This is a genomic window from Oceanobacillus sp. J11TS1, from assembly GCF_018333215.1.
In the GTDB taxonomy this organism is placed as follows: Bacteria; Bacillota; Bacilli; order Bacillales; family Amphibacillaceae; genus Oceanobacillus.
Genome location: NZ_BORO01000002.1, coordinates 61,204 through 81,589 on the forward strand (window position 1 = coordinate 61,204; position 20,386 = coordinate 81,589).

The window sequence follows — 20,386 nt, forward strand, 5'->3', positions numbered from 1 at the left end:
TTATGACAAAGATAGCACCTTCCATTCTTTCCGCAGACTTTGCGAAACTAGGAGAGGAAATTAAAGAAGTAGAACAAGCTGGAGCAGACTACATTCATGTTGACGTCATGGATGGACACTTTGTTCCTAACATTTCAATCGGTCCCTTAGTGGCAGATGCAATTAAACCAATTACAAACCTGCCGCTGGATGTTCATTTAATGATAGAAAATCCAGATGCATATATACCTCAATTTGCTAAAAGTGCTTCTATTATCACAGTACATCAAGAAGCATGTGTTCATTTACACCGTACACTCCAATTAATTCGCTCTCATGGAGTCAAGCCGGGAGTAGTCATTAATCCAGGAACACCAGCAGAAGCAATTAAGCCGATTTTAACGGAAGTAGATCTTGTTTTATTAATGACAGTAAATCCAGGTTTTGGAGGACAGTCCTTCATCAAAGAGGTTATTCCAAAAGTTTCCCAAATTGCGGCATGGCGAGAAGAAATGAACCTAGATTTTGAGATAGAAATTGATGGAGGAGTTAACCAGGAAACTGCTCGTATTTGTACGGAAAATGGTGCTGATGTATTAGTAGCTGGAAGTGCTGTTTTTAATCATAGTAATCGAAAAGAAGCTATTGACTTGATTCGCGAGAGCGCAGATAAAAAATGAAACGTGTTGGAATAGTGGGGAATGGACCCAAAGAACAATTACCCAATCTTTTAGATTATCAAGAGAAAATTGATTTTTGGATTGGTGCTGATAGAGGTGCACTCTTTTTAGCGGAACAAGGAATCACAATAGATGTAGCACTGGGAGATTTCGATTCGGTTTCAAAAAGGGAGCTTTCTATCATTGAAAAACATGCAAAGCTGTTTGACAAACATCCTTCGATGAAGAATCAAACGGATTTAGAGATAGCTATTGATATGGGGTTAGAAAATGAAGCAAGTCATTTTTTCTTATTTGGTGTTACTGGTGACAGGTTAGATCATGAATTAATGAATATACAATTACTATATCCATTACTACGAAAAGGAAAGCGTGCTTTTATCATAGATAAAGGTAATCGAATGGAAATGTTTGAGCCGGGCACCTATTCTGTTGAATCTGCTGGCTACTCCTATATCTCCTTTTTAGCATTTACTCCCGAGGTAACAGGCTTAACATTATCGGGCTTTTTGTACCCTTTGGAAAATCAAACGATACATTGGGGATCATCTTTATGCATATCGAATGAGCTGAGTCAAAAAAAAGGTACTTTTTCTTTCTGTAAAGGCATACTAATACTAGTAAAGAGTTTTGATACAGTTTAAGTGGATGCAAACAGGATGGTTAAAACAGGGAGGGCCTTTATAAATGAAATTTTATACAATTAAGCTTCCTAAGTTTGTAGGTGGATTTGTGAAGATAGTCATCAGTGTATTTAAAAAAGATAAGTGATGATAAACGAGCTTTTGTCATAGATGGCAAAGGCTCGTTTTTAGGATTGAATTAGAGATAACGTTTTTCAGTGGCGGCCTAGCTTTATATTTGTTATTTGAAGATGTTTCTTTATTACATACAAAAAAACACCATGCTAATCATGGTGTTTTTAAGGCATATGCACATATTTTTCGTATATTATACACGTTCTACTTTGCCTGATTTTAATGCACGAGCAGATACATATACTTTCTTCGGTTTTCCATCTACCATAATACGTACTTTTTGTACATTTGCTTTCCAATTACGCTTGTTGGAATTCATAGCGTGAGAACGTTGGTTTCCATTACGTGTTTGGCGTCCAGTTACAACACATTTTCTAGCCATGTCATTCCCTCCTTACCTTCCAAAATCAGTATACCACTAACTTAATTTATCATAAGTTGCCTGATATTGCAATTGAATCTTTTCATAAACGTTATTTTAGGATATTAAATGGAAGAATCAAGGCGCTTCTCCAATCAATAGTTAAAGAGTGTATGTAGTTATGCTTTTAGCGACCACTACAAAGCCTCTCGACAGGACAAATCATCGCATTCCAGTCTCAACCTCGTATCAATATTAGAAAAAACTTGCTAATGAATTGTGTGTGAAGAGCCTGAATTGTTTTACCATTTTTACGTTATTAACAGCTGCTGCTATTGATTTGACCCAGGATGAGTGATCATTTTCTTTGTATCTTTTTTTCTTTTCCATAAAGTGCCACTGTGTCAGAGGTGGAATAAAGAAAAATTGCTTGACAGATGAATGAAAATAATCCATTGTAATAGTGGAGTTTTTCTTCTACGTAAAAATGAAGCTTAGAGAAGCTGTGGAAATGCAAATTTCTGTGGTTCTGCAAAGCTTACTTTTAAAAAAGTAAAGCGTATAGTATAATCTTAACCATGTATGATTGAAGAAGGTAGTGTCATGATTGTGAACAGGTTAAGAACAGTGAGCCTGTGCATTGTTCTATGAATCATATTTTGTAATAAAAGGAGCTGTAGTTATGTCAATAGAGTTACATACGAATGATGGACTCGTAACGATAACAACAGATGTTATTGCAACAATAGCTGGAGGAACAGCTGTTGAATGCTATGGAATTGTAGGTATGGCATCAAAAAGCCAAATTAAAGATAATATAGCAGAGATCCTGCGCAAGGAAAATTATTCTAGGGGCATCGTCGTTCGTCAAGAAGACGGGAAGCTACATATTGACTTATACATTATAGTTAGTTACGGCACGAAAATTTCGGAAGTAGCGCATAATGTACAGTCACAAGTAAAATATACACTTAGTCAATCTTTAGGTTTAGCAATTGATTCGGTTAATATATTTATCCAAGGCGTACGGGTAGAGAAGGAATAAGTCAGAAGGAGGAAAAGTTGTGGTAGTTGAGAAAATTGATGCGGCGTTATTATCACAGATGGTACTGGCTGGAGCTAACCATCTCTCAAATAACGCAAAAAATATTGATGCATTAAATGTTTTTCCTGTACCTGATGGTGATACAGGTACAAATATGAATTTAACAATCACTTCTGGAGCAAATGAAGTGAAGAAACAAACAACAGACAAAGTACATGAAATGACAAGTGCATTTGCAAAAGGATTATTAATGGGAGCCAGGGGGAATTCGGGTGTTATTTTATCGCAAATTTTCCGTGGCTTTGATAAAGCTTGTGAAGGGAAAGATGTACTTTATGTAAAAGACCTTGCAGAAGCATTTGAAGGCGCTGTAAATACAGCTTATAAAGCAGTTATGAAGCCTGTAGAAGGTACAATCCTTACTGTTGCAAAAGATGCAGGTGCAAAAGCAATGGAGATTTCAGATAATGGTCTCGATATTGTTGCCTTCATGACAGAAGTGCTAAAAGAAGCAAAAGCATCTTTAAAACGTACTCCAGATTTATTGCCAGTGTTAAAAGAAGTCGGTGTCGTTGATTCGGGTGGACAAGGCTTAGTAACTATTTATGAAGGATTCTTGGCTGCTTTAAAAGGGGAAGAACTCCCTGCGGAGTCGGAATCGGACATTCGAATGGAAGAAATGGTTAATGCAGAACACCATAAAGTAACACAGGACTTTATGAACACGGAAGACATTGTATATGGATACTGCACAGAGTTTATGGTTAAATTGGAAGAAGAAAAATTAAAAGAACACCCTTTCGATGAAACAGTTTTTCGTAATGAATTAAGTGAATGGGGAGACTCTCTTCTGGTTGTTTCGGATGAAGAAATTGTAAAAGTGCATGTACATGCGGAATCTCCAGGAACATGCTTAAACTTAGCACAGCAGTATGGCAGCTTGATTAACTTAAAAATAGAAAATATGCGGGAGCAGCATACTGCGATTGTCGGTGATAAAAAAGCGGAACCAAAAGAAAAATCTGCGTACGGCATTGTTACAGTAGCGATGGGTAATGGACTGAAGGAACTATTTGAAAATTTAGGTGTTGCAGTGGTCATTGAAGGTGGACAAACCATGAACCCTAGTACACAGGATATTACTGATGCGGTTGAAAAAGCAAATGCAGAAAAAATCATCATTCTTCCCAATAATAAAAATATCCAAATGGCAGCAGAGCAAGCAGCAGAAATCGCTGGTGACCATGTTAGAGTTGTCCCTACTAAAACAATTCCACAAGGGATTAGTGCCATGTTAGCTTTTCATCCAGAAGCATCTTTAGATGATAATAAATCTTCAATGGAAGAGGCTGGAAAGCAAGTCCGCAGTGGGCAAATAACATATGCTGTGAGAGATACACAAATTGATGGGATTGATATTGAAAAAGGTCACTTTATGGGAATAGATGAAGGAAAGATTGTTACAACACATAAAGATAAACAACAGGCCGCTCAAAGCCTCATCGACAAGATGATAGCAGATGACAGTGAGATTTTAACGATTCTTTCGGGAGAAGATATATCAGAAGAAGAGGTTAAAGCATTGGAATCCTATGTAGAAGAGAAGTATGAGGATATCGAAGTAGAACTTCATCATGGTGAACAACCAATTTATTCTTATATTTTTTCAGTGGAATAAGGGTACGAAGAGCGAAACGTGCAGAGAATCCCATTTAAGCGCGTGAAGAGGGATTTGCATGTGCTTGAGCAGAAGATGGCATTTTCTACACCAAAACAAAGCCCGACTTGATGTCATAATCAAGTCGGGCTTTGTTTATCTTATATACCGATAATTTTTAATCCGAAATCAATAAAAAACAGGATAGAGATAAGCAGCATTGGCTTGGATATTTTTTTTCGTTGTCCGAGAGCCAATTGCACGATAGGATAGGCAATAAAGCCAAATGCCATTCCATCCCCGATGCTGTAAGTGAATGGAATCATCACAATAATTAACAATGCTGGAATGCATTCTGCAAACTGATCCCAGGGTAAATGCTTCAAGTTTTGAACCATTAAGAATCCAACAATGATAAGAATTGGACTAATTGCTGTTGCTGGAATAATAGAAATCCACGGAATAAATACCGTAGTGGCTAAAAATAATATTCCAGCAGTTATTGCTGCTTTGCCCGTCCGTCCACCTGATGCAATCACGGCTGCGTTTTCGGCGCTTGAAATCGTAGGAGATGTTCCAAACAGACCAGAAAGAAGCGCTGACGTTGCAGTAATTCGATAAGATTTTTGGTAAGCTTCAGGCTGCTTCAGCATATCTAGCTGGCTTGATATAGTACCCATGTTTTCAAAAATCAAAATCAACGTCAGAGTAAATACGGATACCCAAAAAGCAATATCGCCGATTGCTGTAAATGAAGGAATAAATATCAATTCATCGAGACGGAAATTTACGGAAGAAGCTCCATTAGTTGGAACATTTAATACCATAGCAATGACTGTACCAATAATCATGGTAATTAAAAAGTTAGCTGGTACGCCTTTTACAAATAAGTAAATAGCAATAAATAAGGTGATTAACCCTGCGATGACAGATGCAGAGGTGAAATCGCCAATCGTAATGACTGTTTGCTCTCCACTTGTAATAATCCCGCTATTCTCGACACCAATCAGAATCAGGAAAAAGCCCAAACCGGTTGTTATCCCATGTTTGAGTGAATCCGGGATAGCTTCTTTTAAGATAGCGCTGAGTTTAGTGAAAGCAGTAATCATAAATAATAATCCTGCTAAACAGACAACTGCTAATCCCTCATGGAAAGTGAAACCGTTGTTTCCGACTATGGAAAAGGCAAATAGCGCATTGATTCCCATGCCGGGAATCAAAATCAAAGGCATTTTTCCGAAAAAACCCATGAGCATGGTTCCGACAAAGCTTGCTAAAATGGTCGCTATCATTCCAGATTCTAATGAAATTCCCGCTTCACTTAGGATAGTGCCATTTACAACAACGATATACACGGTTGTAAGGTAACCTATAATACCAGCAACAATGTCCTTTCTGAATTCATTTTCGTGTTTCATAAATAACCTCAGTATGTTGTTACCCCTCTCCCGCCCAATAAAGGTCCTGAACCTTTATTCACAATTGCATATTATAAGATAGAAATACAGAAAAATCAATTATCCCATCTTATTATTCGTCGTGGAAATCGTTTTATACAAAGATAATCTTTTGATTGTATTTCTAGGCTCTTCATCAAGATTTGCGTCTGAAAAATTGATGGAGCAGCTGCTGCGGTAATCGACGGAGTGAGCAGTCTTTCCATCGATAACAATTGCATATTCGGGTACGATGGAGGATCGGTTAACGTCATGACGTCGTGCCTTAGGCATCCAGCTGACATAGGTCCTGTATGCCTTCGTATTTTTCAACTGAGACTTGTCAGAGGCTAAGTTTCCTAAGATTAATTGTGAATCGAACCGGGATTTTTGTTATAATGATATAAGTTGAATTAAATAATTTTAGGACGGTGTTATTCTATGAAATATAATTCCGTATTTGATATTATCGGCCCGGTCATGGTAGGACCTTCGAGTTCGCATACAGCTGGAGCGGCAAGAATTGGAAAAGCGGCTCGGAATTTATTTGGTAAACAGCCAACCTGGGCAAAAATACATCTTTATGAATCTTTTGCAAAAACATATCGTGGACACGGAACAGACTTTGCGCTGGTTGGCGGTCTGTTAGGCATGGAAACAGATGATCCGCAGATTAGTAAATCATTAGAACTTGCAAAAGAAAAGGGCTTGCAAGTTGAATTTATAGAAGACAGTGCCTCAGCAAATCATCCGAATACCGTACGGCTAATTATTGGAGACGATAAAGAACAACAGGAGCTGATGGGGATATCTATTGGTGGCGGTAAAGTGGAAATCACCGAATTGAATGGCTTTGAATTGCGTTTATCCGGAAATCATCCAGCGATTTTGATTATGCATAATGATCGTTTTGGTGCTATTGCATCGGTAACTAAAATCTTAGCAAAATATGAGGTTAATATCGGGCATATGGAGGTAAATCGAAAAGATGTCGGCAAAGAAGCATTGATGGTTATCGAAGTAGACCAAAATGTAGAGGATTCTATTTTACAAGAACTTCAAGCTGCAGATCATATTATCTCGATAGCGAAGATTGTAAGTTAAGAAAAGAAGGAGGTAAAATGATGTTTAGAACGGTTGCGGAATTAATAGAGAAAGCAGAAAATGAGAACATTCCCATTTCAGAGGTAATGATACGTCAAGAAATGGAAGTCAAAGAGAAAACAAGAGAAGAAGTTTTTTCAGAAATGGAGAAAAATCTTGTTGTTATGGAAAATGCCATTGACGATGCGCTGAAAGGAGTTCAATCAGTAACTGGACTCACGGGTGGAGACGCTGTTAAAGTGCAGAAATATATGAAAGAGAAGTCCCCTTTGTCAGGTAATTTAATGATGGATGCGGTAAGTAAAGCAATGGGGACAAATGAAGTGAATGCAGCGATGGGGATTATTTGTGCGACACCAACTGCCGGAAGTGCGGGTTGTGTACCAGGTACCTTGTTTGCGGTTAAAGAACAATTAAACCCGACAAGAGAAGAAATGATCCGCTATTTATTTACTTCCGGAGCCTTTGGTTTTGTGGTAGCAAATAATGCTTTTATATCTGGTGCAGCAGGTGGATGTCAGGCGGAAGTTGGATCAGCAGGAGCGATGGCATCCGCAGCTATAGTGGAAATGGCAGGAGGAACACCTAAACAATCTTCCCACGCTTTTGCCATCACATTAAAAAACATGCTTGGCTTAGTATGTGATCCCGTTGCTGGATTAGTAGAAGTGCCATGTGTTAAAAGAAATGCAGCAGGGTCGTCTCTCGCTATAGTCTCAGCTGATTTAGCATTAGCGGGTGTGGAGAGCCGTATTCCTTGTGATGAAGTTATCGGCGCAATGTATCGCATCGGTAAACAAATGCCTTCTAGCTTACGTGAAACAGGAGAAGGCGGCTTAGCTGATACACCAACAGGACGCTTATTAAAAGAAAAAATATTTGGAGCTTCTGTATAAGTGGCGTGTTGAAAAAATGGATAAAATAGAAAATAGATAGTAAAAAAGTTTTATTAACCCAAGCTCGAACAAGAAACAGCTCTTGGCAGAAAAAGGATGTTGGAAATGAACCAGTCGATATTAGAAGTTAAAGGTGTTGGTGAAAAGGTAGCAGAACAACTTGCTTCCATGAACATTTACCAAACGAATGATATTTTAGAATATTTCCCGTATCGATATGATATTTATGAAGAGAAACCTTTACAAGAACTTATTCATGATGAAAAGGTTACGATTAAAGGGAAGGTCATTTACGATCCTTCTCTTCATTTTTTTGGAAAGCAAAAATCAAGATTGAACTTCACAGTAGAAGTGGAAGGTGTTGCAGTAAAAGCAATTATGTTTAATCGAGCGTTTGCAAAGAAGCAAATTCATCAGGGGCAAGACATTACATTGACTGGGAAATGGGATGCTCACCGGCTACAAATTACAGTAAGTAAGTATAAACTAGGTGAAACGGAAGAGGATAATTCAATTACGCCTATCTATTCTTTAAAAGGAGAGATGACTTCTTATAAATTTCAGAAACTCTTAAAACAAGTACTTGAATCACATGAAGATGACATAAAAGAGTTTCTCCCTGTTTCTTATTTAGAATCGTATAAGTTACCAACGCGAAAAGAAGCCATAAAGACAATGCACTTCCCGAAAAATCGGGTTGCTTTAAAGCATGCGCGACGAAGATTTATTTATGAAGAATTTCTACTTTTCCAGTTGAAAATGCAGCTGCTAAGAAAAATTCATCGTGAATCAACGAAGGGAAATGCACAGGCTTATCGAAAAGAAGAAGTACATCGCTTTATAGCATCCTTGCCTTTTACTTTGACGGATGCGCAACAAAAAACGTTGAATGAGATTTTAAAAGACATGAAAAGCGCCTACCGTATGAATCGATTGCTTCAGGGCGATGTGGGCTCTGGAAAAACCGCTGTGGCAGCAATCTGTTTATATGCTGCTGTTACGGCAAATAAACAAGGAGCATTAATGGTTCCTACTGAAATATTAGCAGAGCAACATTATCAATCTTTTCAATCTATGCTAGAGGGCAGAGCTAATATTGCATTGTTAACTGGATCTGTAAAAGGAAAAAAGCGTAAAGAGCTGACAAACCGAATTGAAAATCAAGAAATTGATATTGTTATAGGTACCCATGCCCTTATTCAGGAGGATGTTCTTTTTAAAGATTTAGGTTTAGCAATTGTGGATGAGCAGCACCGATTTGGAGTCGCTCAGCGTAGAACTTTACGGGACAAAGGACTGGACCCTGATGTATTATTTATGACGGCAACACCAATTCCGCGAACACTCGCCATCACTACTTTTGGTGATATGGACGTTTCCGTTATTGATCAGCTGCCGTCTGGGAGAAAAACAATTGAAACATTATGGGTGAAAGAAAATATGTTTGAACGAATTCTTGATTTTATTCACGAACGGGTAAAACAAGGTGAGCAAGCATATATCATTAGCCCGCTTATTGAGGAATCGGATAAATTAGATATCCAAAACGCAGTTGATTTGCATCACCAGTTATTAACTTATTACGATAATCAAATCGAGGTTGGTTTAATGCATGGACGCTTATCTGCAGCAGAGAAGGACGAGGTTATGCGTGACTTTGCAGATAATAAAGTTAAAATCTTAGTATCAACAACAGTAGTTGAAGTAGGGGTGAACGTTCCTAATGCTACGGTGATGGTAATTTATGATGCAGAGCGGTTTGGTTTATCCCAGCTCCACCAGCTGCGCGGAAGAGTTGGAAGAGGAGAAAAACAAAGCTATTGTATACTTATTGCAGAACCTAAAGGGGAAGTCGGTAAAGAACGTATGCGTATTATGGCCGAAACCAACGATGGCTTTGAGTTATCGGAACAAGATTTGCAATTACGTGGACCAGGTGATTTCTTTGGAAGAAAGCAAAGCGGTATGCCAGAGTTTAAAGTTGCAGATATGGTGCATGATTACAGGGCGTTGGAGACAGCACGCCAAGATGCCCAAAAAATTGTAGAAAATAATTTATTGCAAACAGAAGGTTATAAACACTTGAAAGAAATGTTATCGGAGGAAGGCGCTCTTTTAGAAAAATTGGACTAATAGATTACTTGCATAAATAAGAGCACTATTATATATTACTATTAGTACCAAGTCATAAAAGTAATGGCATCTCTTAAAATGTATATTCAAAAAGGAGGATAAAAAGGACCAAGAAGTTCGAGGCGGCGTAGCTTTGAGTACCGGACTTCCACAGGATGTGGTGGCTTCTATGTTGCCCACATGACGTGGGCGGTTTTAGTAGAAGTTCCTTTTACCGAAGTGTCATTTTTACCGGACTTTTTGAACATCCTCTTAAAAAACAAATATGAAATGAAAGTTTGATGGTAGAATGAGACGCTCAAAAGCAGAACGACAATCGTTATTAAGAGAAAAAATTGAAAACTCTCCATTTGTAACCGATGAGCAGCTTGCGAAAGATTTTCAAGTGAGTATTCAAACAATTCGATTGGACCGGATGGAGCTGTCTATTCCTGAACTTCGAGAACGGATTAAACATGTTGCTACGAAGCAATGGGATGAGACTGTTAAAGCTTTGCCAGTTGAAGAAGTTATTGGGGATATCATTGATTTGGAATTAGATCATCGAGCAATCTCCATGCTCGATATAACGCCGGAGCTTGTTTTTTCTAGAAATAAGATTGCTAGAGGACATCATCTGTTTGCCCAAGCTAATTCATTGGCTGTCGCAGTGATTAATGATGAACTTGCTTTAACAGCAAAGTCCAATTTGCGCTTTAAGAGACAGGTTAGAGAGGGAGAAAGAGTTATTGCCAAAGCAGTCGTAAAGGGGAACGATAATCGTGGACATACGATTGTGGATGTGAATAGCTTTGTCAACAACGAGCCTGTGCTGACAGGAGAATTTTTTATGTTTCATTCTAGTGAAAGCAAAGGAGAATAGACGAATGCGAATAGCTATTGATGCAATGGGCGGCGATCACGCACCAAAAGAAATCGTCTTAGGTGCGATGGATGCCGTGAAAGAAAATAAAGATTTACAGATTACATTATACGGTGATGAAAACCAAATTAAGCCAATTCTAACAAATGATCACCAAATTAATATAATACATACAGATGAAAAGATTACATCAGAGGATGAGCCAGTAAAAGCAGTTCGTCGCAAAAAGAATGCTTCTCTTGTCTTAATGGCTAAGGCTGTGAAAGAAGGCGAAGCAGATGCATGTATTTCTGCGGGAAATACTGGTGCATTAATGAGTGCAGGGCTATTCGTAGTAGGGCGTATCCCAGGAATTGATCGTCCTGCGTTAAGTCCTACTTTTCCAACTCTTGATGGACAAGGATTTTTAATGCTGGATGTTGGAGCGAATGTGGATGCCAAACCGGAACATCTGCTTCAATATGCCATTATGGGTTCTATATACGTAGAGCGTGTAAGGAAGATTGAAAATCCTAGAGTTGGATTATTAAACGTGGGAACAGAAGATGGAAAAGGGAATGATTTAACAAAAAGAGCTTTTCAGCTTCTGGAAAATGCCCCAATTAATTTTATTGGAAACGTTGAAGCCAGAGATATCTTGAATGGCGTGGCAGATGTCGTTGTCACCGATGGATTTAGTGGAAACGTAGCCCTAAAAACAATGGAAGGCGTTGCGGAGGCTATTTTTTCACTTTTGAAAGGCGTTTTTATGTCATCTGCCAAAACAAAAATTGCTGCTGCCCTTGTTAAAAATGATTTAAAAGGTATAAAGAATCAATTAGATTACTCGGAGTATGGCGGTGCAGGATTATTTGGATTGCGTGCCCCGGTAATTAAAGCGCACGGCTCTTCTAAAAGAAAGGCAATTACAAATGCAGTAAAACAAGCTGGTTATATGACCGAAAATAATGTGACAGCAACCATTCAAACTACGATGGAGTCAATGGATAAGGAGGAGAAATAAATGAAGCGTATTGCATTTATGTTTCCAGGCCAAGGATCGCAAGCAGTAGGCATGGGAAAAGATTTATATGATGCCTACCCTGCCATACAAAAATTATATCAGGAAGCAAATGAAGTCTTAGGGATGGATTTACAAACACTTATGTTTGAAGGTCCCAAAGAAACATTAACCGAAACAGAGAATACACAGCCTGCATTATTGCTATCAAGTGTGGCTGTGTCCCATTTATTAGAGGAAAATGGAATCCAACCTTCTATGGTTGTTGGACACAGCCTTGGTGAATATAGTGCACTTGTTGCTGCTGGTGCGATAAAATGGCAGGATGCTATCCGGCTTGTCAAAGTGAGAGGCCGTTTAATGGAACAAGCATTTCCTAAGGGTCAAGGAACCATGGCAGCTGTATTGGGTCTCAGTCAAAAAAAAGTACAAGCAGCAATTAATCAAGTAGAAGACGAAATTGTTGATCTGGCAAATTTAAATTGTCCGGGACAAATTGTTATTTCTGGTTCTGTGGCAGGTGTTGAAAAAGCGACAGCAGTCTTAAAGGAAGCAGGAGCAAAACGAGTCCTTCCTTTAAATGTGAGCGGTCCATTTCATTCTAGATTAATGAAACAAGCAAATGAATCTTTTGCAAAACATTTAAGTGAAGTAGCTTTTGAAGATGCTAAGATGCCAGTGTATGCAAATGTCTCTGCAGAAGCAGTTACAGCAAAAGAAACAATTCAAGAATTATTAATAAAGCAACTCTATTCACCCGTTCGATTTGAAGAGTCTATCCAAAAAATGTTAGAAGAAAATATCGATGCTTTTGTGGAAGTCGGCACAGGCAAAGTGTTATGCGGATTATTGAAAAAAATTGATCGGAAAACAAAAACATTTGCTGTGCAAGATCAAGAGTCACTTGAAGCGTTTATTCGTTGGTATAAGGAGGAAGAATAATGTTACAAGGTCAAACAGCTGTGGTAACAGGAGCTTCTAGAGGAATCGGTAAAGCAATCGCATTAGAACTTGCCAAAAATGGAGCAAACGTGGTTGTGAATTATTCAGGAAGTGAAGCAAGAGCTGAAGAAGTTGTCAAAGAGGTTCAAGCGCTTGGAGTAAAAGCAATTAAAATTCAAGCAAATGTTGCTGATGGTGATGCTGTTAAGCAATTAATGAAGCAAACTGTAAAAGAATTTGGCTCGATCGATATTCTGGTCAATAATGCCGGTATTACAAAAGACAACTTATTGATGCGAATGAAGGAAGACGAATTCGATCAAGTTATCCAAACCAACCTTAAAGGTACTTTTCTTTGTACAAAAGCAGTTACCCGCCAAATGATGAAACAGAAATCAGGACGCATTATAAATGTAGCGTCTATTGTCGGCGTGAGTGGAAATGCTGGACAAGCCAATTATGTTGCAGCTAAAGCAGGCGTTATTGGTTTGACCAAAACAACAGCTAAAGAGCTAGCATCACGTAATATATTAGTAAATGCAGTTGCTCCTGGATTTATTTCTACAGATATGACGGATCAATTAAGTGAGGAACAGCAGGAATCTTTATTACAAATTGTACCGTTAGCGCGTTTGGGCAAGCCGGAAGATGTGGCGAGAGTGGTTCGCTTTTTAGCAAGTGAAGATGCAAGTTATATTACGGGACAAACGATTCATATTGACGGTGGAATGGTGATGTAATACAATTGCAGAACAAAAATAAAAAGAAAATGAAACCTTGAAAGGAGGTGAACGGAAATGGCAGATGTGTTTGATCAAGTAAAATCAATTATCGTAGATCGTCTTGATGTAGACGAAGAAAAAGTAGTTTTAGAAGCTTCATTTAAAGATGACCTTGAAGCAGATTCATTAGACGTTGTGGAACTTGTTATGGAATTAGAAGACGAGTTTGATATCGAAATCGCTGATGAAGATGCTGAAAAGATTAATACAGTAGGTGATGCTGTAGACTACATAAACAGCAAAGCTTAACAAATAAATGAGTGGGGGAAAGCTTCTTAATTAAGAAGCTTTCCTTATCTTGTTTAAAGAGGAAGACCGAAAAATTTTATGAAATGAAGGAGGTCAATATGGAATTAAGTCAGCTAGAACAAGAACTTGGAATAACTTTTCAACAAAAGGAATTATTGAAAGAAGCATTTACACACTCTTCTTATGTGAATGAGTATAAGAAAAGCAAGCTCAAGGATAATGAGCGATTAGAATTTCTGGGAGATGCTGTACTTGAATTAGCTGTTTCGCAATATTTGTTTAGAAATAATCAACAAATGCATGAAGGAGAGATGACAAAATTACGAGCGGCAATTGTCTGTGAAGCATCATTAACAGTTTTTGCAAAGCAATTTGATTTTGGGAAATATATTCTTTTAGGCAAGGGTGAAGATAAGACTGGCGGAAGAGAAAGGCCAGCTATTTTAGCTGATGCATTTGAGGCATTTTTAGGAGCTCTCTATTTAGATCAAGGTTTTGATGCTGTGTTGCGTTTTTTAAATACACATATTTTTCCTACGTTAACAGTAGACGCAACGGTAAGTGTTATCGATTATAAAAGCCACCTTCAAGAAATTGTTCAACAACATAAAGATAGAAAAATTGAATATCATATTGTTGATGAGTGCGGGCCCTCCCATCACAAAGAATTTGTTGCTCAAGTTATGATTCAAGGCCAGCCCGTTGGAAAAGGGAACGGAAGAACAAAAAAAGAAGCGGAACAAAAGGCAGCAAAAGCAGCATTAGAGAAAAAACTTCCTGAATAGAATTTAAAAGAGTAAATAAAAAACGTTACGCAAGAATAATCAGATTGCTTGTTCTTGCGTAACGTTTTTTGGCAGTCAGGAAATTATAATTGCTATCTTCCTGATATTTTATTTTCGAATAGCTGCTAATTCATTAATAAAGGCTTGCGTTTCTGAAGCGCTTAAATGGCCTTTGCTGATGACAAGGTCATACATCCATTTTAAATCCTCATATTTTTCTATGTTATAATCCTCCACATCCATAATTGCTCGGTTGACTACTTGTAGCTTTTCAGCTAAAGTTTGAAGCATAAATTCCATATTTTCAATACTAGGCTGTTCTAACTGCATCATATCCTCCTCATAATTGTCCCTCATTAGGAATTCATAAATGGTTTTTTTCTTGTATTTCTCCCCATTTTATATGTATATTATAGCATATGTTTTCAAACTCGTTAATGCATTCTCTTTTTAAAAACGGAACGCGTACATAGGCTAAAAGGCTAATTGTATGGTAAAATGTATTAGCTAAAGGATTCAAAGTTGTGTTAGAGAAAAGAGAATAATATTCTACATAGAATTTAAGATATAGTAAAGCAGGAGACACATCAAAGCAGTGGTTGGGATTATTATGCTACAGCCATTTTGTATACCACCGTTTTGATAAAGAGCCTATAAAGAAGAGAATAATTTTTTGAAATAAGATGATTAGAAAGTTTTAGGAGAATGATTATGCATTTAAAGCGATTAGAAAGTGTTGGATTTAAATCCTTTGCAGAGCGAATTAATGTAGATTTCGTACCTGGTGTAACAGCAGTAGTCGGCCCAAATGGTAGTGGGAAAAGTAACATTACGGATGCGATACGTTGGGTGCTAGGGGAACAATCTATGAAATCACTTCGAGGAACAAAAATGGAAGATATTATATTTCAAGGGAGTGACTCGAGGTCTCCATTGAATGTCGCTGAAGTAACCCTCGTATTAGATAATAAAGACCAGCGTGTTCCATTAGACTATGAAGAAGTAAGTGTTACGAGAAGAGTTTACCGTTCGGGAGAAAGTGAATTTTATATTAATAAACAAGCGTGTCGATTAAAAGATATTGTTGATCTTTTTATAGACTCAGGACTAGGCAGAGAGGCTTTCTCGATTATTAGCCAAGGGCGGGTAGAAGAAATTCTAAGTTCAAAAGCAGAAGAGCGCCGGGTAATTTTTGAAGAAGCAGCAGGCGTTTTAAAATATAAACAGCGTAAGAAAAAAGCGGAATATAAGCTGGCTGAAACACAGGAGAATCTGAACCGGGTTGAAGATATTGTTTATGAAATTGAACAGCAGTTAGAGCCTTTAGAGAAGCAATCTAAAAAAGCAAAAGAATATCAGCGTTTGCAAGCAGAACTTCAAGAAGCAGAGATTTCTCTTCTTATAACCGAAATGGAACAAATTCATGGCGAGTGGCAGCGGGTCCTGGAAAGTTTAGCAGTAAATAAAAAGAAACAAGAAGAGCAATCGAAAACAATCCACCTTATTGAAACGGATTTAGCGAAAGAGAAAGAAAATGTACAGCATGATGAAACAGAGATAGAAGCGTTACAGTCTGATTTATTAGATGTAACAGAGCGGTTGGAGAAGCTTGAGGGAAAAAAACAATTATTTGATGAACGGTCAAAACATGCTGATGAAAATAAAGAGAAGCTTAGCCAACAATTAGACCGAGTTACTTCGAATGTAAGGGTACTTGAGGAACAAAGGAAAAAAGAGCAGGAAAAACTGAAACAACTAGAAACTGAAAAAGCTGCTACATTAGCCCGCAAAAAAGAAATAGAGAAGAAATTAGCAATGCGCCCAGAGGATGTAGCAAATCGTATTGAGGATTTAAAGGCGGAATACATTGAGTTATTAAATCAGCAAGCTGCCTATCGAAATGAAAAACAATCTATAAATCGTCAACAAGAGCAAATTGATGCAAAAAATGCTTCTCAATCGATGAAGTTTAAAGATATGTTAGCTGAGCGAAATGAATTAGAAGATAAGAAAGCATCTGTAGAAGACGTACTGCAATCCCATCAGGCGAATTTAGAAGCGAAGAGGCAACAATTAAAGGCTTTAAAGCTTGAAATGCAGTCGGAGCGGGCGGGTTATGAAGAAGCGCAGTCTAAGCTTTATCAAGGCTATCAATATATTGAAAAAGTAAAATCAAAAAAGGAAATGCTCGAAGAAATGAAAGAAGATTTTCAAGGTTTCTTTCAGGGAGTTCGTCAAGTTTTACGGGCAAGAGAGCAAGGGAAGTTAACGAATGTTGACGGCGCGGTCATTGAGTTAATTGATGTACCTAAAGACTACATTATAGCAATCGAAACCGTACTAGGCGGACAAGCGCAGCATATTGTTGTGGATACAGATCAGGCGGCAAGAGCGGCAATTAATTGGTTGAAAAAAAATAATAGTGGACGAGCGACATTTTTACCACTGCAGTCTATTCAACCCCGATTTATATCAGGTGAAGGAAAGCAGGAATTAAAAAATCATCCCGGCTTTGTCGGTATAGCATCGGAACTAGTACGCCCCAAAGCTAAAAAATATGAAAAGGCTGTTCAACATCTAATTGGAAATGTCGTTATCGCCAAAACATTAAGAGATGCGAATGATATTGCAATAAAACTGCACCGCAGATATCGAATTGTTACGTTGGATGGAGATATGGTAAACCCTGGCGGATCGATGTCTGGCGGAGCACAAAAGAAGCAAAATCAGTCTTTATTTACCCGTGAAAAAGATTTACAGGAGTTGCGTGCTCGTTTAGCTGAATATCAGCAAAAAACAGATCAATTCGAGAAGGGTGTGCAACAAAAGAGAGACTATTTACGAAAATTAGAGGAAAAAATTAGCCTGACCGAACAAGAAGTACAGAAAATACAAAATGATGTTCAAGAAAGTCAGTCCAATTTCCAGGCATTTCAGGCGAAACTAACTTCGATTAATGATAATTTATCGATTTATGATATGGATAAAAAGCAGAATGAAAAGAGCCATACAGAGTTAGCAGATCGAAATGAAGTCCTTACCAAGGAGTTAGAAGGAATTAGTAAGCAGCTTCAAAGCGTCCAAAAAGAAGTGGATGAATTAACAGAAGAAGAATCAAAATTGAAAGAATCACGTGCTAAATTGCAGGATACTTTTTATGAAGTCAAAGTAACCTTAGCTGAGCAAGAAGAACGATTTAAAAATCAGCAAGCTAATACAAAAGCTTTACAGACACAGCTTGAGCGAGCAATGCATGAGAAGAAACAAGTGCATGAAGAGTTAGAGACAATAACAGCAATCAGAAACCAAGAAGAAACAGAAGAAGAAATTGAAGCAAATATTATCCAAGCAAGAGCTTCCAAACAAGAACTGACAGAAAGTATTGAGAAACTTCGTCACAAAAGAAAGGAAAGTTTGGATAAACAGCATGGGTTGGAAGAAAAGCTGAAAAGGGCACAGGAACAATTTTCGATTACAAATGAGCATTATCAAAAACAAGAAGTGAAGTCAAACCGCTTAGATGTGGAACTGGAGAATCGGCTGCAACAGCTTGAAAAAGAATATATGATGACATATGAAATGGCAAAACGGGATTATTCCAAGGTTGAAAATATGGAAGAGGCAAAAGTGGTTGTCAGTCAATTGAAAGAAAAAATAAATCAATTAGGTACAATTAATTTAGGTGCCATTGATGAATACGATCGTATTTCGGAGCGATACCAGTTCTTAAAGGAACAAAGAGATGACCTTGTAGAAGGAAAGCGAACGCTATATACTGTAATTGAAGAAATGGATGTAGAAATGAAGGAAAGATTCCAGTCTACTTTTTCAAAAATAAAAGAAGAATTCTCGCAAGTGTTTGTTCATTTGTTTGGCGGCGGCCATGCAGAGTTAAAATTAACAGACCCAACTAATTTATTGGAAACGGGCGTTGACATTATTGCTCAGCCGCCTGGTAAAAAGCTGCAACATTTAAGCCTTTTATCAGGGGGAGAACGCGCGTTAACAGCCATTGCGCTTCTCTTTTCCATTTTGCGGGTCCGTCCAGTTCCTTTCTGTATATTAGATGAGGTAGAGGCTGCGTTAGATGAAGCAAATGTGATTCGGTTTGCGAAGTACGTGAAGCAATTTAGTAGTGAAACGCAGTTTATTGTTATTACACACCGAAAAGGAACAATGGAGGAAGCAGATGTACTTTACGGTGTGACAATGCAGGAATCAGGTGTATCAAGACTGGTTTCTGTTCGTTTAGAAGACACGAAAGAATTGATTCAATCATAGGGGGGAACCAATATGGGTTTTATGGATAAACTAAAAGCACGTTTTAAACAAAACGAAGAAACGGCAGAAGTTTCAGAGAAGTATCAAGAAGGTATGAAAAAGACTAGAAACTCCTTCTCTGGTAAGCTGAATGATTTAATCGCACGTTATCGTAAAGTTGATGAAGATTTCTTTGAAGAATTAGAAGAAGTCTTAATCACCGCAGATGTAGGGGTATCGACAGTAATGGACCTTGTTGAAGAACTTAAAATGGAAGTAAAGCGGCAAAAGATGAAGGATACATCTGAAATGAAAGATGTTATTTCAGAAAAACTGGTAGAAATTTATTATGGGGAAGAAGATACCTCGATTCAGCATCTTCAAGTAGAAGGAGAAGGGTTACAAGTTATTCTTGTTGTTGGTGTGAATGGTGTTGGAAAGACAACAAGTATCGGTAAACTTGCTCATCAATTAAAAGCAGATGGAAAAAATGTGGTCTTAGCAGCAGGGGATACTTTCCGGGCTGGCGCAATTGAACAGTTGGAGGTTTGGGGAGAACGCGCAAACGTCCCAGTCATTAAACATAGTGAAGGAAGCGATCCGGCAGCGGTGATATACGATGGCATTAAGGCTGCGAAGTCTCGTGGAGCTGATATTCTAATATGTGATACTGCGGGAAGACTTCAAAATAAAGTAAACTTAATGAATGAGCTTTCTAAGGTGAAACGTGTTATTGAACGCGAAATTCCTGGTGCTCCCCATGAAGTTCTGCTTGTTTTGGATGCTACTACCGGGCAGAATGCATTGACGCAGGCACGCACTTTTTCTGAAGCAACGGATGTTACAGGGATTGTTTTAACGAAATTGGATGGCACCGCAAAGGGTGGAATTGTTTTAGCTATTCGTAATGAATTACAAATTCCGGTGAAGTTTGTTGGATTGGGTGAAGGTATTGATGACCTTCAACAATTCGAAGCAGATGCGTTTGTCTATGGATTATTTGCTGATTTGGGGATGGATGAAGAACCAGAAGAAAATGAAGGGGCTTGAGCTGCTTGACAACTTGACAATTCCCGATTTCGTTCGCTATGATGAATGTAAAGGAAAATCACTTAACAAGAGGTGTGTCCGTTGTTAGAAAAGACGAATCGGATCAATTATTTGTTTGATTTTTATCAATCACTGTTGACACCAAAACAGCGTAGTTATATGGAAATGTATTATCTAGAAGATTATTCTTTAGGTGAAATTTCGGAGCTCTTTGAGGTTTCTAGACAAGCTGTATATGATAATATTAGAAGAACGGAAAAAATGTTAGAGTCTTATGAAGATAAACTTCATCTTTTCTCGAAGTTTGAAAGGCGCACACAAATAATTACAAAGCTTTCGGAATTTGTGAAGGATCCAGAAGCAAAAAAGTATGTTCAACAATTACAAGATTTAGATTAGGGGGATAC

At 38.0% G+C, this 20,386-nt stretch carries 21 protein-coding genes; 17 read left to right on the plus strand and 4 right to left on the minus strand.

From position 1 onward, the window contains the following. The first annotated feature begins 2 nt into the window (after positions 1-2). Genes rpe through spoVM form a run of 3 tightly spaced genes read left to right on the plus strand, consistent with a single transcriptional unit; the run spans position 3 to position 1,430 of the window. On the plus strand, positions 3-659 hold the full coding sequence (gene rpe / locus KI343_RS02485; protein ID WP_212924862.1) for a ribulose-phosphate 3-epimerase: 657 nt from the start codon (positions 3-5) through the stop codon (positions 657-659). Beyond that, a complete protein-coding gene (locus KI343_RS02490) occupies positions 656-1,303 on the plus strand; it encodes a thiamine diphosphokinase (RefSeq protein WP_212924863.1) in 648 nt (215 codons plus the stop codon). The genes rpe and KI343_RS02490 overlap by 4 nt, the downstream gene beginning before the upstream one ends. Positions 1,304-1,346: 43 nt before the next feature. After that, positions 1,347-1,430, plus strand: a complete 84-nt coding sequence (gene spoVM, locus KI343_RS02495; RefSeq protein ID WP_212925033.1) for a stage V sporulation protein SpoVM — start codon at positions 1,347-1,349, stop codon at positions 1,428-1,430. 180 nt (positions 1,431-1,610) lie between these two features. Here the strand turns inward: spoVM and rpmB are convergent, their stop codons facing one another. Then, entirely contained in the window at positions 1,611-1,799 is a 189-nt protein-coding gene (gene rpmB / locus KI343_RS02500) for a 50S ribosomal protein L28 (RefSeq protein WP_212924864.1), read from the minus strand. 661 nt (positions 1,800-2,460) lie between these two features. On the opposite strand from rpmB, the gene KI343_RS02505 reads away from it, so the two are divergent. Next, positions 2,461-2,823 carry an Asp23/Gls24 family envelope stress response protein gene (locus KI343_RS02505; protein WP_212924865.1) on the plus strand — a complete coding sequence of 121 codons (363 nt, stop codon included), beginning with the start codon at positions 2,461-2,463 and terminating at the stop codon, positions 2,821-2,823. A gap of 19 nt (positions 2,824-2,842) precedes the next feature. Further along, on the plus strand, positions 2,843-4,501 hold the full coding sequence (locus KI343_RS02510) for a DAK2 domain-containing protein (RefSeq protein WP_212924866.1): 1,659 nt from the start codon (positions 2,843-2,845) through the stop codon (positions 4,499-4,501). A 140-nt stretch (positions 4,502-4,641) separates the two neighbouring features. Here KI343_RS02510 and KI343_RS02515 read toward each other — a convergent pair whose 3' ends face one another. Together KI343_RS02515 and KI343_RS02520 are read right to left on the minus strand one after the other, a co-directional pair. Beyond that, positions 4,642-5,898 carry an NCS2 family permease gene (locus KI343_RS02515; RefSeq protein ID WP_212924867.1) on the minus strand — a complete coding sequence of 419 codons (1,257 nt, stop codon included), beginning with the start codon at positions 5,896-5,898 and terminating at the stop codon, positions 4,642-4,644. A 99-nt stretch (positions 5,899-5,997) separates the two neighbouring features. Continuing rightward, complete coding sequence (locus tag KI343_RS02520; protein WP_212924868.1) at positions 5,998-6,210, minus strand: hypothetical protein; 213 nt, start codon at positions 6,208-6,210, stop codon at positions 5,998-6,000. Between the two features lie 147 nt (positions 6,211-6,357). Here KI343_RS02520 and sdaAB point away from each other — a divergent pair, with 147 nt between their 5' ends. The 9 genes from sdaAB (at position 6,358) to rnc (ending at position 14,669) form a co-directional block, all read left to right on the plus strand. Continuing rightward, entirely contained in the window at positions 6,358-7,020 is a 663-nt protein-coding gene (gene sdaAB, locus KI343_RS02525) for an L-serine ammonia-lyase, iron-sulfur-dependent subunit beta (RefSeq protein WP_212924869.1), read from the plus strand. 20 nt (positions 7,021-7,040) lie between these two features. Further along, complete coding sequence (gene sdaAA, locus KI343_RS02530) at positions 7,041-7,916, plus strand: L-serine ammonia-lyase, iron-sulfur-dependent, subunit alpha (protein ID WP_212924870.1); 876 nt, start codon at positions 7,041-7,043, stop codon at positions 7,914-7,916. Between the two features lie 96 nt (positions 7,917-8,012). Continuing rightward, entirely contained in the window at positions 8,013-10,049 is a 2,037-nt protein-coding gene (recG, locus tag KI343_RS02535; protein WP_212924871.1) for an ATP-dependent DNA helicase RecG, read from the plus strand. 289 nt (positions 10,050-10,338) lie between these two features. Then, positions 10,339-10,911, plus strand: coding sequence for a transcription factor FapR (gene fapR, locus KI343_RS02540; RefSeq protein WP_212924872.1), 573 nt, complete (start codon positions 10,339-10,341; stop codon positions 10,909-10,911). 4 nt (positions 10,912-10,915) lie between these two features. Further along, positions 10,916-11,914, plus strand: coding sequence for a phosphate acyltransferase PlsX (plsX, locus tag KI343_RS02545; RefSeq protein ID WP_212924873.1), 999 nt, complete (start codon positions 10,916-10,918; stop codon positions 11,912-11,914). Beyond that, the gene (fabD, locus tag KI343_RS02550; protein ID WP_212924874.1) at positions 11,915-12,853 is read left to right on the plus strand and encodes an ACP S-malonyltransferase; all 939 of its coding nucleotides are present in this window, start codon (positions 11,915-11,917) and stop codon (positions 12,851-12,853) included. It abuts the gene before it with no gap. Further along, the gene (gene fabG, locus KI343_RS02555) at positions 12,853-13,593 is read left to right on the plus strand and encodes a 3-oxoacyl-[acyl-carrier-protein] reductase (RefSeq protein ID WP_212924875.1); all 741 of its coding nucleotides are present in this window, start codon (positions 12,853-12,855) and stop codon (positions 13,591-13,593) included. Before fabD ends, fabG begins: the two co-directional genes overlap by 1 nt. 57 nt (positions 13,594-13,650) lie before the next feature. After that, the gene (gene acpP, locus KI343_RS02560; protein WP_212924876.1) at positions 13,651-13,884 is read left to right on the plus strand and encodes an acyl carrier protein; all 234 of its coding nucleotides are present in this window, start codon (positions 13,651-13,653) and stop codon (positions 13,882-13,884) included. Positions 13,885-13,982: 98 nt separating this feature from the next. After that, positions 13,983-14,669, plus strand: a complete 687-nt coding sequence (rnc, locus tag KI343_RS02565; RefSeq protein WP_212924877.1) for a ribonuclease III — start codon at positions 13,983-13,985, stop codon at positions 14,667-14,669. Between the two features lie 108 nt (positions 14,670-14,777). Here the strand turns inward: rnc and KI343_RS02570 are convergent, their stop codons facing one another. After that, positions 14,778-14,999, minus strand: coding sequence for a DUF1128 domain-containing protein (locus KI343_RS02570; RefSeq protein ID WP_212924878.1), 222 nt, complete (start codon positions 14,997-14,999; stop codon positions 14,778-14,780). 381 nt (positions 15,000-15,380) lie between these two features. Here KI343_RS02570 and smc point away from each other — a divergent pair, with 381 nt between their 5' ends. The 3 genes from smc (at position 15,381) to KI343_RS02585 (ending at position 20,378) form a co-directional block, all read left to right on the plus strand. Next, on the plus strand, positions 15,381-18,950 hold the full coding sequence (smc, locus tag KI343_RS02575; RefSeq protein ID WP_212924879.1) for a chromosome segregation protein SMC: 3,570 nt from the start codon (positions 15,381-15,383) through the stop codon (positions 18,948-18,950). 12 nt (positions 18,951-18,962) lie between these two features. Then, on the plus strand, positions 18,963-19,979 hold the full coding sequence (gene ftsY / locus KI343_RS02580; protein WP_212924880.1) for a signal recognition particle-docking protein FtsY: 1,017 nt from the start codon (positions 18,963-18,965) through the stop codon (positions 19,977-19,979). 81 nt (positions 19,980-20,060) lie between these two features. Beyond that, positions 20,061-20,378, plus strand: coding sequence for a putative DNA-binding protein (locus tag KI343_RS02585; protein WP_212924881.1), 318 nt, complete (start codon positions 20,061-20,063; stop codon positions 20,376-20,378). The last annotated feature ends 8 nt before the right edge of the window (positions 20,379-20,386 follow it).

Coding starts and splice junctions, on each gene's coding strand:
- rpe (WP_212924862.1), top strand. CDS start 3: ATGACAAAGATAGCACCTTCCATTCTTTCCGCAGACTTTGCGAAACTA.
- KI343_RS02490 (WP_212924863.1), top strand. CDS start 656: ATGAAACGTGTTGGAATAGTGGGGAATGGACCCAAAGAACAATTACCC.
- spoVM (WP_212925033.1), top strand. CDS start 1,347: ATGAAATTTTATACAATTAAGCTTCCTAAGTTTGTAGGTGGATTTGTG.
- rpmB (WP_212924864.1), bottom strand. CDS start 1,799: ATGGCTAGAAAATGTGTTGTAACTGGACGCCAAACACGTAATGGAAAC.
- KI343_RS02505 (WP_212924865.1), top strand. CDS start 2,461: ATGTCAATAGAGTTACATACGAATGATGGACTCGTAACGATAACAACA.
- KI343_RS02515 (WP_212924867.1), bottom strand. CDS start 5,898: ATGAAACACGAAAATGAATTCAGAAAGGACATTGTTGCTGGTATTATA.
- KI343_RS02520 (WP_212924868.1), bottom strand. CDS start 6,210: ATGCCTAAGGCACGACGTCATGACGTTAACCGATCCTCCATCGTACCC.
- sdaAB (WP_212924869.1), top strand. CDS start 6,358: ATGAAATATAATTCCGTATTTGATATTATCGGCCCGGTCATGGTAGGA.
- sdaAA (WP_212924870.1), top strand. CDS start 7,041: ATGTTTAGAACGGTTGCGGAATTAATAGAGAAAGCAGAAAATGAGAAC.
- recG (WP_212924871.1), top strand. CDS start 8,013: ATGTTGGAAATGAACCAGTCGATATTAGAAGTTAAAGGTGTTGGTGAA.
- fapR (WP_212924872.1), top strand. CDS start 10,339: ATGAGACGCTCAAAAGCAGAACGACAATCGTTATTAAGAGAAAAAATT.
- plsX (WP_212924873.1), top strand. CDS start 10,916: ATGCGAATAGCTATTGATGCAATGGGCGGCGATCACGCACCAAAAGAA.
- fabD (WP_212924874.1), top strand. CDS start 11,915: ATGAAGCGTATTGCATTTATGTTTCCAGGCCAAGGATCGCAAGCAGTA.
- fabG (WP_212924875.1), top strand. CDS start 12,853: ATGTTACAAGGTCAAACAGCTGTGGTAACAGGAGCTTCTAGAGGAATC.
- acpP (WP_212924876.1), top strand. CDS start 13,651: ATGGCAGATGTGTTTGATCAAGTAAAATCAATTATCGTAGATCGTCTT.
- rnc (WP_212924877.1), top strand. CDS start 13,983: ATGGAATTAAGTCAGCTAGAACAAGAACTTGGAATAACTTTTCAACAA.
- KI343_RS02570 (WP_212924878.1), bottom strand. CDS start 14,999: ATGCAGTTAGAACAGCCTAGTATTGAAAATATGGAATTTATGCTTCAA.
- smc (WP_212924879.1), top strand. CDS start 15,381: ATGCATTTAAAGCGATTAGAAAGTGTTGGATTTAAATCCTTTGCAGAG.
- ftsY (WP_212924880.1), top strand. CDS start 18,963: ATGGGTTTTATGGATAAACTAAAAGCACGTTTTAAACAAAACGAAGAA.